Consider the following 15,204-nt stretch of genomic DNA (forward strand, 5'->3'; position numbering starts at 1 on the left):
GTCACCCGGTCGGTTCGCCCCGACGAGAGCTAGACCGGCCCGCCCGGCGACCGACGGGACGGGGGCAACGCGGTGACCACCTTCGGTTACGCGGAACGCCCGGTCGGCCTGACCGGTCAACCCGCCCGCTCGCACGTCAACGAGCGGCCAGCGGCCCGTGCCCCATCGGACGAACAGCACGGCGGCGTCGTGCGGGGTGACGGCGCGGCGCAGCGGATCCGCAGCCGGCCACACCACAACGAGCCACCCCCGCGACCCGCGGTGCCCGGTGGAAACGCGAAGCCGGCCGGCGGCCGGGTCGCCGTACCGTCCCGACCCACAATGCCTGTGCAGGGTCGTCGGGTAAGCGACACACCGGCGGTCACCACCGACCCGGCGGCGGGTGAGACAGCGGTGATCCCGGCGGTGCCGGCCACCACCGCGACCACCGCGACCACCCCGACCGGTTTCCCGAGCCGCCCGGACCCGTCCGACCCGGCAACCGAGGTCTGGACGCTGATCGAGCGGGCCCAGGCCGGCGAGTCCGAGGCGTTCGGCCTGATCTACGACCGCTACGTGGACACCGTCTTCCGGTTCGTCTACTTCCGGGTCGGCAACCGGCAACTCGCTGAGGACCTCACCTCGGACACCTTCCTGCGCGCGCTCAAGCGGATCGGCAGCTTCACCTGGCAGGGCCGCGACCTCGGCGCCTGGCTGGTGACGATCGCCCGCAACCTCGTCGCGGACCACTTCAAGTCGGGCCGGTACCGGCTGGAGGTCACCACCGGCGACGTGCTCGACGCCGACCGGGAGGACCGGGGCCCGGAGGGCAGCCCGGAGGCGGCGGTGGTGGAGCACATCACCAACGTCGCGCTTCTCACCGCTGTGAAGCAGCTCAACCCGGAGCAGCAGGAGTGCATCGTGCTCCGCTTCCTCCAGGGCTTCTCGGTCGCCGAGACGGCCCGCGCGATGGGCAAGAACGAGGGAGCCATCAAGGCCCTCCAGTACCGCGCCGTCCGCGCCCTGGCCCGGCTGCTGCCCGACGGCTTCCAGCCGTAGTTTGTTACGGCGGGACCGACGGGCGTCGATCAACGTCCGCGCAGCTCAAAGTCGGTCCCGCCCGGTGATGACCATCACTTTCTGTAATTTCCGGCCCGCCAGGCCCGTAACCCGTGCCCGGTCCGCCGCGTTTCTCCGGGTGCGACCGGTGGATGTCCCGGCAGGCCCGGGTCACCGAGGTCCGACCGGCATGCCGGCGGCACCTCACCTCCGTGGTGTCACACTGCCGCCCGGTCGCTGGCAACGACGGCGGCCGACCGGCCGTGACCAGCGAGAGGAGGTGCCTGCGGTGGACAACACCCTCTTCTCCCGCCGGCGCGCGGAGCGTTTCGCGCAGCTTCTCGACGAGGCCAACGGCGCTCGACGACACCACGTGCGATCCCGGGTGGACGGCCAACTGGCGCCGCTCGTCGCAGTGGGTCAGCGGCTCAGCGTCGACCCCCCGGCTGTCGAGGTGGACCAGGACTTCCGTACCGGCCTGCGGGCGATGCTGCTCGCAACCGCCGAGCGGGAAGGGCTGGGCAGCGCACCAGCGGCGGTCAGCGAACCGGCCGCCACGACCACCCGCGGGCGGCTACTGCCGGCGGTCACCGCACGGCGGGCCCGAGCCCGGGGCGCGATCCTGGTCGGCATCGCCGCCGGGGCCATCGCCGTCTCCGGGATCTCCGCCGCCAGCGAGAACGCGGTGCCCGGTGACGCGCTGTACGGCATGAAGCGCTCCACCGAACGGGCACAGCTCGCTCTGGCCAGCTCCGACATCAGCAGGGGCCAGCTCTTCCTGGACTTCGCCCGGACCAGAGTCGGCGAAGCCGCGAAGCTGCGCGGTGACCGGATCGGCTACAGCGCGGTCCTCGACGACATGGACGCCGACAGTCGGCAGGGCGTACGCCTGCTGACCTCGGCCGCTGTGCAGCGGGCCGAGCCGGGCAGCCTGGACACTCTCAACACCTTCGTGTCGAGCCAGCGCCGGGCCGTACGCGGTCTGCTCGACGGGAGCACCCGGGTCGACCGGGAACGGACCCAGCGGTCGCTGGTTCTGCTGGACAGCATCCGGGAACGCTCGGACGACCTGCGCGCGGCGATCGCCTGCGGCCTGCCCGCACCGACCGCCAGCGACGCCCTCGGGCCGAACCCGAGCACCTGCCCCGGGGCCCGCTGACCCGCGTCCCCATACCGCACGTCCGACCGGCCGCGCCACAGTTCGCTGTGTGCCCGGCCGGTCACCCGTCTGCGGCGGATACCCTCGCGGGGGAGCATCCGTCGTACCGGTGAGGAAGGGATTCGCGTGGCGCGTAGCCGTAAGGTGACGGTCAGCACCGACGCCGAGGGGCACACCGCAGCCTGGGCGGAGACCGACCTGGCCCCGGTCAGCGCACCCGACCCGACCGCCGCGGCGTTCTTCGACGTGGACAACACGATGATGCAGGGCGCGTCGATCTACTGGTTCGCCCGTGGTCTCGCCTCCCGAAACTACGTGACAACCGCCGACCTGGCCCGATTCGCCTGGCAACAGCTCCGCTTCCGGGTGCTGGCCCGGGAGCACGCCGGTGACATGTCAGTGGCCAAGGAGGCGGCGCTGGCCTTCGTTCAGGGCTGGCGGGTCAACGAGGTCGAACACCTCGCCGAGGAGATCTTCGACGAGATGATGGCCCCCCGGATCTGGGCCGGCACCCACCAGCTCGCTCAGCGTCACCTGGACGCCGGTCAGCGGGTCTGGCTGGTCAGCGCCGCCCCCGTCGAGATCGGCCGGGTGATCGCCGCCCGGCTCGGCCTGACCGGTGCCATCGGCACGGTGGCCGAGGTGCTGGACGGGGCGTACACCGGGCGGTTGGTGGGTGACCTGATGCACGGGCCGGCCAAGGCTGAGGCGGTCACCCAGCTCGCCGCCGTGGAAGGGCTCGACCTGTTCCGCTGCGCGGCTTACAGCGATTCGGCGAACGACCTGCCGCTGCTCTGCGCGGTGGGCCGGGCGGTGGCGGTCAACCCGGACGGCGCCCTGCTGCGGCAGGCCCGCCAGCACGGCTGGGAGGTGCGGGACTTCCGCACCGGCCGCCGAGCGGTCAAGATCGCCGTACCGTCGACCGCGGCCGCCGGGCTGGTCGCGGGCGCGGTCACCGCCGGCCTGGCCCTACAGCGCCGCCGCCGCGCCAGCTGAGAGACCCTAGGGGCCGAACGGGTCGGGCCGTCGTTCCAGCAGGGTGTGCAGGGTCTGTTGGATGGTCTCCCGCACCTGGTCGGCGAGGTTGAAGACCACCAGCGGGTCGTCCGCCGAGTCGGTCAGGTGGGCGGTGGGGATCGGCGGGCAGAACTCGATCAGCCACTTGCTGGGCAGCGGCACCATGCCCAGCGGGCCGAGCAGCGGGAACGTCGGCGTGACCGGGAAGTAGGGCAGCTTCAGCAGCCGCGCCAGGGGCTTGATGTCGGCGAGCATCGGGTAGATCTCCTCGCCGCCGACGATGGCGACGGGCACGATCGGGGTGCCGGTGCGCAGCGCCGCCGAGACGAACCCGCCCCGCCCGAAGCGTTGCAGTTTGTAACGGTCGGCGTAGAGCTTGCCGATGCCCTTGAAGCCCTCGGGGAACACACCGACCAGGTCGCCGCCGCCGAGCAGCCGCTCGGCGTCCGGGTTGCAGGCCACAGTGCCGCCGGTCTTGCGGGCCAACTCGGAGACCACCGGCATCCGGAAGACCAGGTCGGCGCCGAGCAGCCGCAGGTAGCGGTGGGCGGGGTGCTTGTCGTGCAGCGCCGCCGAGAGGATCAGGGCGTCCAGTGCCACAGTCCCGGAGTGGTTGCCGACCACCAGGGCGGGCCCGTCCACGGGGACGTGCTCCACCCCACTGACCTCGGTGCGGAACCAGTCCCGGTAGAGCAGCCGCAGCAGCGGGTGGAAGACCGCGTCGGTCAGCTCCGAGTCGAAACCGAACTCGTCGACCTCGTAGTCACCGGAGAGCCGCCGGCGCAGGAACGCCAACCCGTTCGCGACCTTGCGGTCCCAGTGGTCCCCGGGCCGGTCCGACACCGCAGGCTCGGTGCCGCCGGTCAACCCGGCGTCGGCCTCGTCGGAAGGGGTCGAGGTCGAGGTCGGGGCTGAGGTCGGGGTCGGGGCTGAGGCCGCCGGCGTGGTCGAGGCCGGCGGTTCCGTCGGGATCGGCGCGGCCTGCGCGGCCGGTCGATGTCCGTTGCGCCGCGCCGGCTCCGCGTCCGGCGCGGGCACCTGCTGCGGTACGTCGAAACGCCCGACCGACTGCGGGTCGCGCCCCTCCTCCGACCCACTCATGATGCCGCCTCGGTTCGCGACTGCGGGGCTCGCAAGACCGGCTCACTCCTCGCGCTCACGATGACCGCTCCCGGACCGCTGAACGGACCTGCCGAATGCCGTCCAGGACGAGTTGCTCGGCGGCGGCCAGCTGACCCCGGGTGACCACCACCCCACCGTGATGGGCCCGGATGAAGTCCTCGAACGCCTCGGCGGTCGACCGGGGCGTGAAGCCGTACTCCTGCTCGAGCCGGCTGGTGTCGACCACCCGGCCGTGCACGAAGAGGTCGACCTGGTCCAGGCCGTAGCGGCCGAAGCCCATGGTGCGGGCCAGCGCGGCGGCCCCGGACAGACCCGGCTCCAGCACCGGGACGGCGACCCGTCCGGCACGTCGGATCGCCTGGGACAGCGACAGCACCCCGGGGCCGGCGACGTTGTACGTGCCGGGATGGTCCTCCACGATCGACCGGTGCAGCACCTCCAACGCGTCGTCGAAGTGCAGGAACTGCAGGCGGGGGTCACGGCCGAAGACGGTCGGCACGAAGGGCTGCGAGAAGTAGCGGGTCAACGTGGTGTCGGCGGTCGAGCCGATGAACGGGGCGAAGCGCAGCACCGTGGCGGTGACGTCGGGTCGGCGGCGGCGGAAGCCGCGCACGTACCCCTCAAGGTCGAGGATGTCGCGGCCGAAACCGCCGCGCGGCACCTCGCGGGGTTCGGTCTCCTCGGTGAAGACCGCCGGATCCCGGAACGACACCCCGTACGCGGCGGTCGACGAGCGGACCACGAGCTTGCGCAGTCGAGGTGCCCGCTGGCAGGCGGCGAGCATCTGCATGCTGCCGATGACGTTCTGGTCCTTCATCGCGGACCGGCCGCCATGCGCCGGATCGGGTGAGGTGACCAGCGCGAGGTGCACCACCGCGTCGACGTCCAGGTCGGCGAGGAGGCCACCGAGGGAGCCGCTGTCGACGCGGATGCGTTCGACCCGGTCCAGCAGGTCGGTGAACTCGGTGCCGGAGTCCGGTGCGTCGACCCCGATGACCCGCTCGATGCGCGGGTCGGCGGCCAGTCGGGCCGCCACGTGGGCGCCCAGGTAACGGCCCACTCCGGTGACGACGACGACCCCCGGAGCACCTGAGGTGCCACCGGGGGTCATCTGACGCACCTACGCCGGCAGGATGGACCGAGCCGGGACGACCACGGCCTGATCACCTGAGCCTCCGGAGGTCGACAGTTTGGCAAGTGACGCCGAACGCCGGGCCGACAGCCCGGCGGCGATCACTTGCCGAGACGGCGACGCTGGACGCGGGTCTTGCGCAGCAGCTTGCGGTGCTTCTTCTTAGCCATGCGCTTACGGCGCTTCTTGACCACCGAGCCCATACGACAGCCTTTCGATACAACGTGCGGGGCGGACCGGATGACACCACGCAGGTGGCGACGGCGACCGCTTGCGGACAACGGACCGGACCAGTCTGGGCGGCGGGGCGCACCGGTGGGGTCTCGGTCGGGCTCCAGGGTAGCCGGAGGGCGTCAGCCGGACCAACGCGCCCCCGTCGCGGCCGCCTCTGGTTCGCGACAGCGCGGCCCGCAAGCTCACTCCTTACGCCCACCGATGCCGGTCAACTGGCGATCGGAGGGCGGGGCGGTGGCTCAGGCGGTCTCCTGAAAGGCACCCCGGAGATATTCGTGCACCGCATGCTCGGGCACCCGGAATGACCGGCCGACCCGGACGGCGGTGAGCTCACCGCTGTGCACCAGGCGATAGACAGTCATCTTTGACACCCGCATGACCGTCGCCACCTCCGCGACGGTCAGGAACTTGACCTCCGACAGCCGTCCGTCGGACTGTGACCCGGCCATGGCTCACCGACCCATCCCATGCCCGGCGCGTGCCAACCCGACGGATGCTCCGGGCCGGGCCGACGACGCGCGTGTTACCAGTACGGTAGCGGGGCGGTTGTGACCGGCGCGATCCCTTCCTGCAACTGATCATGCTTCGGTGGCCTGTTCACCCGATCCGTGCTCCTGGTATCCGCCCGTGCGCGTCCGTCGTCCGGTTGGTCCGGGTGCTCATTCGGTGCGCAGCGCGACCACCGGGTCGAGGCGACCGGCGCGCTGCGCGGGGACCACCCCGAAGACGATGCCCACCACCGCCGAAACGCCGAAGGCGAGCGCCAACGACCACCAGGTGATCGCCGCCGGAATTGGCGACAGCGCGTCGACCAGCAGTGCGGTTCCCACGCCCAGCGCCATCCCGGTGAGCCCGCCGATCGTGGTGAGCAGCACCGCCTCCAGCAGGAACTGCACGCCGATGTCGCGGGGACGCGCGCCGACGGCCTTGCGCAGCCCGATCTCCCGGGTCCGCTCCCGGACGCTGACCAGCATGATGTTGGAGACGCCGACGCCGCCGACGAGCAGCGAGATGCCGGCGATGGCCGCCAGCACGCCGGTGAGGACACCGAGGATGTCGCCGAGCACGCCGAGGATCTGCTGCTGGGTGACCGCGCTGAACTCGGTGTCCGGGTGGCGGCGGTTCAGCTCGGCGACGATCCGTTCGCCCAGCTCGTCGATCCGCTCCCGGTCCGGCGCCTTCACCGCGATGCCGTCGACCCGCTGGGTGCCCCAGAGTCGTTGCGCGGCGGTCACCGGCACGTGCACCTCGTCGTCCCGGTCGACGCCGAGGCTCTGGCCGAGGGGCGCGAAGACTCCGATCACCCGGAACCGCACCCCGGCCAGCGCCACCTGCTGACCGAGCGGGTCCCGGTCGGGGAAGAGCGCACGGGCGACCGAGTCACCGAGCACCGCCACCCGTCGGCTGGTGTCCACGTCCGTGCCGGTGAGGTAGCGTCCCCGCGCCAGCGAGCGCGTGAACACCGCCGGGGTCGTCTCCAGGACGCCCTGCACTGTGGTGAAGTCGGAACGGGCACCGGCCCGCGCGGTAGCCCCGGAGGCGACGGTGACCGCCACCCGGTCGGGGTCGCCGACCACCCGGGTGACGGCGTCCACGTCCTTGAGGGTCAGCGGCGAGACGACCGGCGCGTTGCCCACCTCGATCCGGCCGGGGACCACCAGCAGCAGGTTGGAGCCGAGGCCCTCGACCTGTTGCTCGACCTTCTGCTTGGTGCCGGTGCCGATGGCCACCAGCAGCACCACCGAGGCCACCCCGATGATCACCCCGAGCATGGTCAGCGCGCTACGCAGCCGGTTGGCCCGCAGGGCGTCCAGCGCCACCCGCCACGCCTCGGCGACTCTCACCCCGTACCTCCGGGCCGCTCGACCTCGCGCGGAAGGCGCCCGGTGGCTCCGGCGGCGCCACCGGAGCCACCGGACGGGTGCCCCGGACCGCTTCCGGACGCGGACCGGGGCTCCGCGCTGGGAGCGGGGACCAGTGTCGCAGGTCGACCGTGATCAACGGACGGCGGTCGATCATGAGCGGAGCGCGGATCGGCGCTGTCCGCCACGACCACCCCGTCGCGCATGGTGATCCGGCGGTGAGCGCGGGCCGCCACCTCCTGGTCGTGGGTGACCATCACCAGCGCCACCCCCGACTCCGCGTTCAGTTGCTCCAACAGCTCCAGCACGGCGGCGCCGGTGACGCTGTCCAGGTTGCCGGTGGGTTCGTCGGCCAGCAGCACCGTCGGCTCGGTGACCAGCGCGCGGGCGATCGCCACCCGCTGCTGCTCACCGCCGGACATCTGGTTGGGCCGGTGATCCAGCCGGTGCCCGAGGCCGACCCGGCCCAGCATCGCCGCCGCCCGCTCCCGCCGCTGCCGGGCCGACACCCCCCGGTAGACCAGGGGCAACGCAACGTTCTCCACCGCCGAGGTACGCGGCAACAGGTGGAACGCCTGGAAGACGAAGCCGAACGTCTCGTTGCGCAGGGTCGCCATCTCCGGTGGGGCGAGGGCGTTGACGTCCCGCCCGCCGATCACGAGGCGGCCACCGGTGGGCCGGTCCAGCCCGCCGAGGAGGTGCATGAGGGTGGACTTGCCCGAGCCGGACGGACCGACCAGGGCCACGTAGTCCCCCGGCTGCACGGTGAGCGACACCCCGCGCAGCGCCTCCACCGACACCCCGTCGAGCTGGTACGTCCGGGACACGTCCACCGCCTCGATGGCCGGAACCCGCTCCCCTGCCGGCCGATCTGCGACGGCGGGTTCGGTCACTGGACTTCCTGGCCGTCGCGGACCTGGTCGGCACCGCGCACCACGATCCGGTCGCCGGGCTGCACGCCGTTGAGGATCTGCACGAGGTCGGACCCCTGGACGCCCACGGTCACCGGCGCCCGGCCCGCCTTGCCGTCACGGACCACCCAGACCGCGTCCCGGCCGTCGGCGGAGAACACCGCCGACGCGGGGACGGTCACCGCGTCGACGGCCTCACGTACCCGCAGGTGCACGATCGCGTTCATGCCGGGGCGGGGCGTCGGGGCCGGCTCGTCCTCGGCCAGCTTCCCGGCGCCCAGCGCGAGGCGGACCCGGTAGGTGACCCCGCCCTGCGCGGAGCTGGTGGGCAGCACGTCGACCGAGCGGACGGTGGCGTCATAGCTGGCGCCGGTGACGGCGTCCAACTCGACAGTGGCCGGCACGCCGGCCTTGACCAGCAGCACGTCGGTCTCGTCCACCTCGGCGAGCAGACCCAACTGCCCGGTGTCCACCACGGTCAGCACCGGTGTACCGGCGGTGACCTGACCACCGACCGCGACCGCGTCGTCCACGCCGGCCGGCGGCCCACCCTGGCTGGGGGCCAGCACGGACGGGTCGAGCCCGGCCGCCTGCGCGCCACCGGCCTGCTCCAGCAGCCCGGCCAGACCGGCATTCGCGCCACCGCCGGCCCGGGTGCCGCCGGGCTGCACCACCCCGGCGATCGGGGCACGCAGGGTCAGCGCGTCGACTGTCGCCTTCGCCAGGTCGTACGCCTGCTGGGCCTGGAGCCGCTGCGCCGCGGAGAGCGCGCCGACGGCGGAACTCAAGCCGTTGATCCCCCGCTGCACCGCGCGGACCGCCTGGTCGGCGCTGCGCGCGGCGGCCGCGTACTGGCGTTGCGCGGACGTCACCTGGGTGAGTAGCGCGTCGCGCAGTTGCGGGTCGGCGATCTTCTCGGCGGCCTTCCGGGCCGCGTCGAACGCCTCGTCGGCGGCCTTGTCGGTGCCACGCCGGCTACTGGTCAGGCTGCCCGCTCCGACGCCCCGGCCGGCGCGCTTCGCGGCGGCCAGCGCCTCCTTGGCCTGACGGAGACGCTGTTGCGCGCTCGGTGAGTCGACCACCGCCAGCACCTGACCGCGCTTGACCCGTTGTCCGGGTTGGACGCGCAGGCCGGACAGGGTGCCGTCGGCGGGAGCGGTGAGGGTGGCGGCGGCGCGGGCGGTCACCGTGGCGGGTGCGTCGATCACCTCGGTGACCGGGTTGCGGGCGGCCGACGCCAGCGCGAGATCGGGGCCTTCGTCGCCGCAGGAGGCGGCGGTGGTGGCGGTGAGGACGACGACGGCGGTCAGGGCGATGAGCAGGCGGGGCCGCATGGTGCTGGCGGGCCGTGACGACTGAGGACGGCGCACCCATCGATGGTACGGCGCACCGCCGCACCGCCTCCGAGCTGCGTCAGGCGGCGGTGGCGCGGACGTACGCCACGCACTCGTCGTGCAGCGTCGACCACTGCTCACCGAACGCCTTCTCGGAGGCCGCGTCGATGGTCCTGCCGTCGTGCACCACGGTCTTGAAGAAGGTGAGCAGCCGCAGCGGCCCGTACCGGTCGACCAGGTGCCGGACGGCCAGGTAGCCGATGCCGTAGCTGGCGGCCACCCGTTCGGCGGAGGCATCGTCGGCGGGGTTGACGCCCTCCAACTTGCCGTCCCAGCCGCCCCGGACCATCTTGCGCACGTCGGCGATCCCCTCGTACCGGTCGACCGCCTGGCCGCCGGCACCGGCGAACTCGGCCAGGCCCTCGACCAACCACCAGGTGAGCTTGCCCGGGTAGCCGCGCTCCGGCAACGACGCCGCGTGGGTCAGCTCGTGCCGCAGCAGGTCGTCGGTGCCGCTGTTGGAGAGCCCTTCGGCGTTGAGCACCACCTCGTGGTGGCCGCCGCCCACGGTGACCGCGTAACCGCCGGTCCATTCCGGGCGCTCCCCGCCGTACCAACGCTGCCACTCGGTGCGCCCGGCGTAGAAGACCCGGTATCGGTCCGGCGGGGAGCCGGTCACCGCGTACCCGTCGGCGACCTTCGCCGCCGCCTCGGCCTGGGCGAGCAGGCCGGGCAGCTTGCCGCGCAGCGCCGGGGTGGTGGCGACTATGGTCCGCGCGCCGATGGCGACCACCAGGTCGCTGATCTCCCACGGTCGCGTGCCGGTCTCCACCGACTTGGATTCCTCCATGGCGACCATCCGGGGCTGGTCGCCGTTCTCCCGCCACCGGGTGCCGATCAGCACCGGGCTGGGCCGGCAGTTCGGCGTGACGAAGCAGTACTGGAAGCGCACCAGCAGCCGCCACTCGCCGGGCTTGCCGATGATCGGCACGGGCAGGCCACTCGGCTCGGCCCGCCAGCCGGTCACCTTGAGCTCGCGTAACGCGGCGAAGCGTCGGCGCAGATCGTTGTGGGCGGCGGGATCGGCGACGGCGAGGAAACCGGCGCGGTCGCCGCCGAGGAGTGCCGCGGACTGCCGGTGGAGCTGGGCGGTGATCCGGTCGGACAGCCCGCGGGCCACGGCGGTGGCCGGGTCGTCGGCCGCCGAGGAGCCGACCCGGCTGACAGTGGGGCGCGAGCCTGTCTCCCGGATCACTCCGACGACGAGCGCCGCCGGCAGGCCGCAGCCCAGCAGCAGGAGGACCACCACGAGCACCGTCCACAGCGGCCAGAGCCGCCGTGGTGCTGGCTGCTGCACCTCGTCAGTCACCCGCCGAAGGGTACGACCACTACCTGGATGCGACGAGGCCGCCCCGGGCGGATCGGCCCGGCCGCTCGCTCACCCGCCGGTGCGCGGCCAGGAGCGGAACGAGACGTCCATGCTCGCGACCAACTGGTGGTACGAGCGGTCGATATCGCGGGGCAGACCGAAGCCGCCCGCGGCCTCCAGGGTCACGAAGCCGTGCAGGGCGCTGCGCAGGGCCCGGGTCGCGTCCACCGCGTCGTCGTCGGTCAGCCCGTACCCGCGCAGCACCGCGAAGATGGCACCGACGGCGCGTTCGCCCGCCTCGACGTGTTCCGGGTCGGCCGGGTCGGGCACCCGCTGCGTCGCCGGGTAGCGGCCGGGGTGCCGGAGGGCGTAGTCACGGTAGGCGTCCGCCAGGGCCCGGAGCGCGTCGCCACCGGAGCGGCCGACGGCGGCGGTGGTCATCTCGGTGGCCAACTCGGCGGTGGCCAGCACGGCCAGCTTCTGGGCCAACGCGTCCGCCCCGCGCACGTGCTTGTAGAGGCTGGGCAGCGCCACCCCGAGCCGGCTGGCGAGCGCGGCGAGGGTGAGCTGCTGGAAGCCGACCTCGTCGGCCAGCCGGGCCGCCTCCCGTACGACGGTCTGCTGGTTCAGGCCGACCCTAGGCACCGGCGCACACCGCCAGGAAGCCGAGCAGTTCCTCGGCGGTGCGCTGCGGCCGGTCGGCGTGCGGGTAGTGGCCGGACTCCTCGATCATCCGGGCCTCGGCGGTGCCGAAGAGCCGCCGGGCGGCCCGCGCCTCGGCTCCCGGGTCGGGGAAGTCCGGGTCCTTGGACCCCATCAGCACCAGCACCGGTTGCCGCACCTGCGGGGCGCGGGCGGTCCAGTGCGGCTCGGCCGGTGCGATCACGCCGCGCGTCGCGGCCATCCGACCGGGCTCGCGCAGGTTGGCCACCATCGAGCGGCGGTACGCGGCGTCGTCGGCGGGTCGGTGCACCGGGAACAGTGTGTTGTGGAACATCCCGAACAGTCGAGGGCTGTGCAGCACTGACCACATCGCCATCCGCAGCAGCGGGTTGAGCTTCGGCTGACCGACGAACGCGCCGATCTGCACGATGCCGGTGACCAGCTCGGGCGCGTCGGTGGCGGCGAAGACCACCGCCGCAGCGGCGGACGAACTGCCGACCAGCACGGCCGGGCCGGCATCGAGGTCGCGGACCACGGCCAGCAGGTCCGCGCCGACCTCCGCCGGGGCGTACGTGGACCAGCCGGCGCTGGACTCGCCGTGGCCCCGGACGTCGACCGAGGCGACCCGGTGACCGGCGGCCACCAGTAGCGGCACGAGGTGCCGGAAGCTCGCCCTGTTCTCGCCCATGCCGTGCGCGAGGACCACCAACGGCCCTTCGCCCTGCACCTCGTACGCGATGTGTCCGCCGTCCCGCCGCACCTGGCTAGTTGTCATAGCCTTAAAGCTAAGCCACTTAGCCAACGTTGGCAAGCCGGATACCGGAAACGGGCCGGCGGTGACCCCGAGAGGTCGCCGCCGGCCCGTTTCGCCGAACCGGAGGAACTACTTCTTGGAGATCAGGGCACGGCCGAAGAAGACCAGGTTGGCGGGGCGCTCGGCGAGCCGGCGCATCAGGTAGCCGTACCACTCGTCGCCGTACGGGACGTAGGTGCGCACGGTGTAGCCGTCCCCGGCCAACCGGGCCTGCTCCTCGGGGCGGATGCCGTAGAGCATCTGGAACTCGAAACGCTCGGGACCCCTGTCGAACCACCGGGCCCGGTCCTCACCGATAGCGATCATCCGCGGGTCGTGGGTGGCCAGCATCGGGTAACCGTCGCCGGACATCAGGATGTTCATGCAGCGCACGTACGACTTGTCCACCTCACGGGCCGACTGGTACGCCACCGACTCCGGCTCCTTGTAGGCGCCCTTGCACAGCCGCACCCGCGACCCGGCCGAGGAGAGCTCCCGGCAGTCCGACTCGGTCCGCCGCAGGTACGCCTGGAGCACCGCGCCGGTCGACGGGAAGTCCTTGCGCAGCCGGCTCAGCACCTCCAACGTCGAGTCGGTGGTGGTGTGGTCCTCCATGTCCAGGGTGACGGTGGTGCCCGCCGCGTCGGCCGCCGCGCAGATCGCCCGCGCGTTGTCGTACGCCAACTGCTCGTCGAACATCTGGCCGAGGGCGGAGAGCTTCACGCTCACCTCGGCGGCCGGGGTGAGCCCAGCGGCGCCGAGCATCTTCAGCAGTTTCAGGTATTCGTCCCGGGTGGCGGTGGCCTGCTCGGGGCGGACGGTGTCCTCACCGAGGTGGTCGAGGGTGACCGCGAGGCCGTCGTCGACGAGCCCGCGGGTCGCGCGCAACGCGTCGTCGGTGGCGGCGCCGGCGACGAACCGGCGGACGACGTCCCGGGTGTACGGGGCAGTCGCGACGAGCCGCTCGACCTGGGATGACCGGGAGGCGGCGAGGATGACGGAACGGAGCATGAGCCGAGCGTAACGCCCCTGCCAGGGGCCCCGCCGAGGGGCGGCCGGGGCACCTCGGCCCGGGGGCGGGGCGGCGGCGGTGGCGTCGATCGGCTACAACGATGCCGTGGACCAACGCCCCCGCCGCCGACTCCGCTCGGCCTCCGTGCAGCTCGGCGCGCTCACCGCTCTCGCGCTCGCCCTCTCCGGCTGCAACATGACCTCGGACGACGACGATGACGACGACTGCGCCCTCGGGCCGGTCGGCGGCGGCGACACCGTCGCGCTGGCGATGCGCGTCACCGACCCGGCCGCCGGTCGCACCGCCCCGGAGCCGACCACCGCCGCCCTGCCCGAACGCGGTGGATTCGGCACCCACCTCGCCGCCTGCGGCGGCTGACGTGCGCCGCGAGACGGTCACGCCGCGCCCCGACTGGGACGCCACCATCCGGTCGCAGGGGCTGGTCTACGTCGACACCGAGCTGCCCGACGGCGGGATCATGTCGTACTGGGACGAGACCGCCGCGTACGCCTTCGACCTGGACGAGGTGCTGCGGCTGGAGGAGGCCACCGAGGAGCTGCATCGGATGTCGGTGGCCGCCGCCGAGCACGTGGTGGCGCAGCGCCGGTACGCCGAGTTCGGCATCCCGGAGTGGGCGGCCGAGGCGGTGGCCCGGTCGCTGCGGGAGGCGCCACCGACCCTGTACGGGCGCTTCGACCTCGCGTACGACGGCACCTGGCCTCCGAAGATGTTGGAGTACAACGCGGACACCCCCACCGCGTTGGTCGAGGCGAGCATCATCCAGTGGTACTGGCTGGAGCAGACCCGGCCGGAGCTGGACCAGTGGAACAGCCTGCACGAGCGGCTGGTCGGCGCCTGGGCCAAGATCGGGGCGGGGCTGCACGACCCCCGGGTGCACGTGCTCTGGTCGAACGAGGAGGAGTCCGGCGAGGACCACATGACCGCCGGGTACCTCGCCGAGACCGCCCGACAGGCCGGCCTGAGCGTCGAACTCCAACCCATCCAGGAGATCGGCTGGGACGGCCGACGCTTCGTCGACGCCGACGACAACCCGGTGACCACCTGCTTCAAGCTCTACCCGTGGGAGTGGATGCTGGCCGAGCCGTACGGGCCGGCGGCCCTGGCCCCGGGCACCCCGACCACCTGGATCGAGCCGGCCTGGAAGCTGCTGCTCTCCAACAAGGCGCTGCTCGCGGTCCTCTGGGAGCTGTACCCCGGCCACGAGTACCTGCTCCCGGCGTACCTCGACTCGCCGCGCGGCATGCGGGAGTACGTCGCCAAGCCGCTGCTCGGCCGCGAGGGCGGATCGGTGCGCATCGTCACCGCCGATGAGGAGATCACCAACCCGGGGATCTACGGCGACGAGGGCTGGTGCTACCAGGAGTTCCGGGCGTTGCCGCAGTTCGCCGGCAACCGGATGGTGCTGGGCAGCTGGATCGTCGACGGCGAATCGGCCGGCGTGGGTGTGCGGGAGAGCGCGAGTCTGATCACCGACGGCTACGCGCGCTTCCTGCCGCACTACATCGACGCGCCGCGCACCCGCTGAGTCGTCTACCGT

Annotated in this window: 16 protein-coding genes; 5 read left to right on the forward strand and 11 right to left on the reverse strand. The window is 72.6% G+C overall.

Annotation, left to right across the window (positions count from 1 at the left end):
* Positions 1-72 precede the first annotated feature (72 nt).
* The 3 genes from MED15_RS09275 (at position 73) to MED15_RS09285 (ending at position 3,193) form a co-directional block, all read left to right on the forward strand.
* Complete coding sequence (locus tag MED15_RS09275; RefSeq protein WP_112584243.1) at positions 73-1,038, forward strand: ECF subfamily RNA polymerase sigma factor, BldN family; 966 nt, start codon at positions 73-75, stop codon at positions 1,036-1,038.
* Positions 1,039-1,327: 289 nt separating this feature from the next.
* Positions 1,328-2,197 carry a DUF5667 domain-containing protein gene (locus tag MED15_RS09280; RefSeq protein ID WP_112584242.1) on the forward strand — a complete coding sequence of 290 codons (870 nt, stop codon included), beginning with the start codon at positions 1,328-1,330 and terminating at the stop codon, positions 2,195-2,197.
* 126 nt (positions 2,198-2,323) lie between these two features.
* A complete protein-coding gene (locus MED15_RS09285) occupies positions 2,324-3,193 on the forward strand; it encodes an HAD family hydrolase (RefSeq protein WP_112734409.1) in 870 nt (289 codons plus the stop codon).
* Between the two features lie 6 nt (positions 3,194-3,199).
* Here MED15_RS09285 and MED15_RS09290 read toward each other — a convergent pair whose 3' ends face one another.
* From MED15_RS09290 to MED15_RS09345, 11 genes are all read right to left on the reverse strand, one after another.
* Entirely contained in the window at positions 3,200-4,081 is an 882-nt protein-coding gene (locus tag MED15_RS09290; RefSeq protein ID WP_112584240.1) for a lysophospholipid acyltransferase family protein, read from the reverse strand.
* A gap of 289 nt (positions 4,082-4,370) precedes the next feature.
* Positions 4,371-5,447, reverse strand: a complete 1,077-nt coding sequence (locus MED15_RS09300) for an NAD-dependent epimerase/dehydratase family protein (RefSeq protein WP_112699074.1) — start codon at positions 5,445-5,447, stop codon at positions 4,371-4,373.
* Between the two features lie 122 nt (positions 5,448-5,569).
* Positions 5,570-5,671, reverse strand: a complete 102-nt coding sequence (locus tag MED15_RS09305) for a 30S ribosomal protein bS22 (protein WP_007465623.1) — start codon at positions 5,669-5,671, stop codon at positions 5,570-5,572.
* Between the two features lie 270 nt (positions 5,672-5,941).
* A complete protein-coding gene (locus MED15_RS09310) occupies positions 5,942-6,151 on the reverse strand; it encodes a helix-turn-helix domain-containing protein (RefSeq protein ID WP_007465625.1) in 210 nt (69 codons plus the stop codon).
* Between the two features lie 210 nt (positions 6,152-6,361).
* Positions 6,362-7,546 (reverse strand): ABC transporter permease, encoded by a 1,185-nt coding sequence (locus MED15_RS09315; protein WP_091402733.1) that lies wholly within the window; start codon positions 7,544-7,546, stop codon positions 6,362-6,364.
* A complete protein-coding gene (locus tag MED15_RS09320; protein ID WP_112735363.1) occupies positions 7,543-8,457 on the reverse strand; it encodes an ABC transporter ATP-binding protein in 915 nt (304 codons plus the stop codon). Before MED15_RS09320 ends, MED15_RS09315 begins: the two co-directional genes overlap by 4 nt.
* Entirely contained in the window at positions 8,454-9,809 is a 1,356-nt protein-coding gene (locus MED15_RS09325) for an efflux RND transporter periplasmic adaptor subunit (protein WP_112584236.1), read from the reverse strand. Before MED15_RS09325 ends, MED15_RS09320 begins: the two co-directional genes overlap by 4 nt.
* Before the next feature lie 79 nt (positions 9,810-9,888).
* Positions 9,889-11,178 (reverse strand): hypothetical protein, encoded by a 1,290-nt coding sequence (locus tag MED15_RS09330; protein WP_112735364.1) that lies wholly within the window; start codon positions 11,176-11,178, stop codon positions 9,889-9,891.
* Positions 11,179-11,247: 69 nt separating this feature from the next.
* Positions 11,248-11,823 carry a TetR/AcrR family transcriptional regulator gene (locus tag MED15_RS09335; protein ID WP_112726504.1) on the reverse strand — a complete coding sequence of 192 codons (576 nt, stop codon included), beginning with the start codon at positions 11,821-11,823 and terminating at the stop codon, positions 11,248-11,250.
* Complete coding sequence (locus MED15_RS09340) at positions 11,816-12,616, reverse strand: alpha/beta fold hydrolase (RefSeq protein WP_112733585.1); 801 nt, start codon at positions 12,614-12,616, stop codon at positions 11,816-11,818. The genes MED15_RS09335 and MED15_RS09340 overlap by 8 nt, the downstream gene beginning before the upstream one ends.
* Before the next feature lie 108 nt (positions 12,617-12,724).
* Positions 12,725-13,645 (reverse strand): proline dehydrogenase family protein, encoded by a 921-nt coding sequence (locus MED15_RS09345; RefSeq protein ID WP_112584232.1) that lies wholly within the window; start codon positions 13,643-13,645, stop codon positions 12,725-12,727.
* Between the two features lie 106 nt (positions 13,646-13,751).
* On the opposite strand from MED15_RS09345, the gene MED15_RS09350 reads away from it, so the two are divergent.
* Both MED15_RS09350 and MED15_RS09355 read left to right on the forward strand, forming a co-directional pair.
* The gene (locus MED15_RS09350; RefSeq protein WP_225855034.1) at positions 13,752-14,024 is read left to right on the forward strand and encodes a hypothetical protein; all 273 of its coding nucleotides are present in this window, start codon (positions 13,752-13,754) and stop codon (positions 14,022-14,024) included.
* 1 nt (position 14,025) lies between these two features.
* Positions 14,026-15,192: a glutathionylspermidine synthase family protein gene (locus MED15_RS09355; protein ID WP_112584231.1), complete on the forward strand. Its 1,167-nt coding sequence runs from the start codon at positions 14,026-14,028 to the stop codon at positions 15,190-15,192.
* Positions 15,193-15,204 lie beyond the last annotated feature (12 nt).

This window comes from Micromonospora noduli, from assembly GCF_003264475.1.
Taxonomy (GTDB): domain Bacteria; phylum Actinomycetota; class Actinomycetes; order Mycobacteriales; family Micromonosporaceae; genus Micromonospora; species Micromonospora noduli.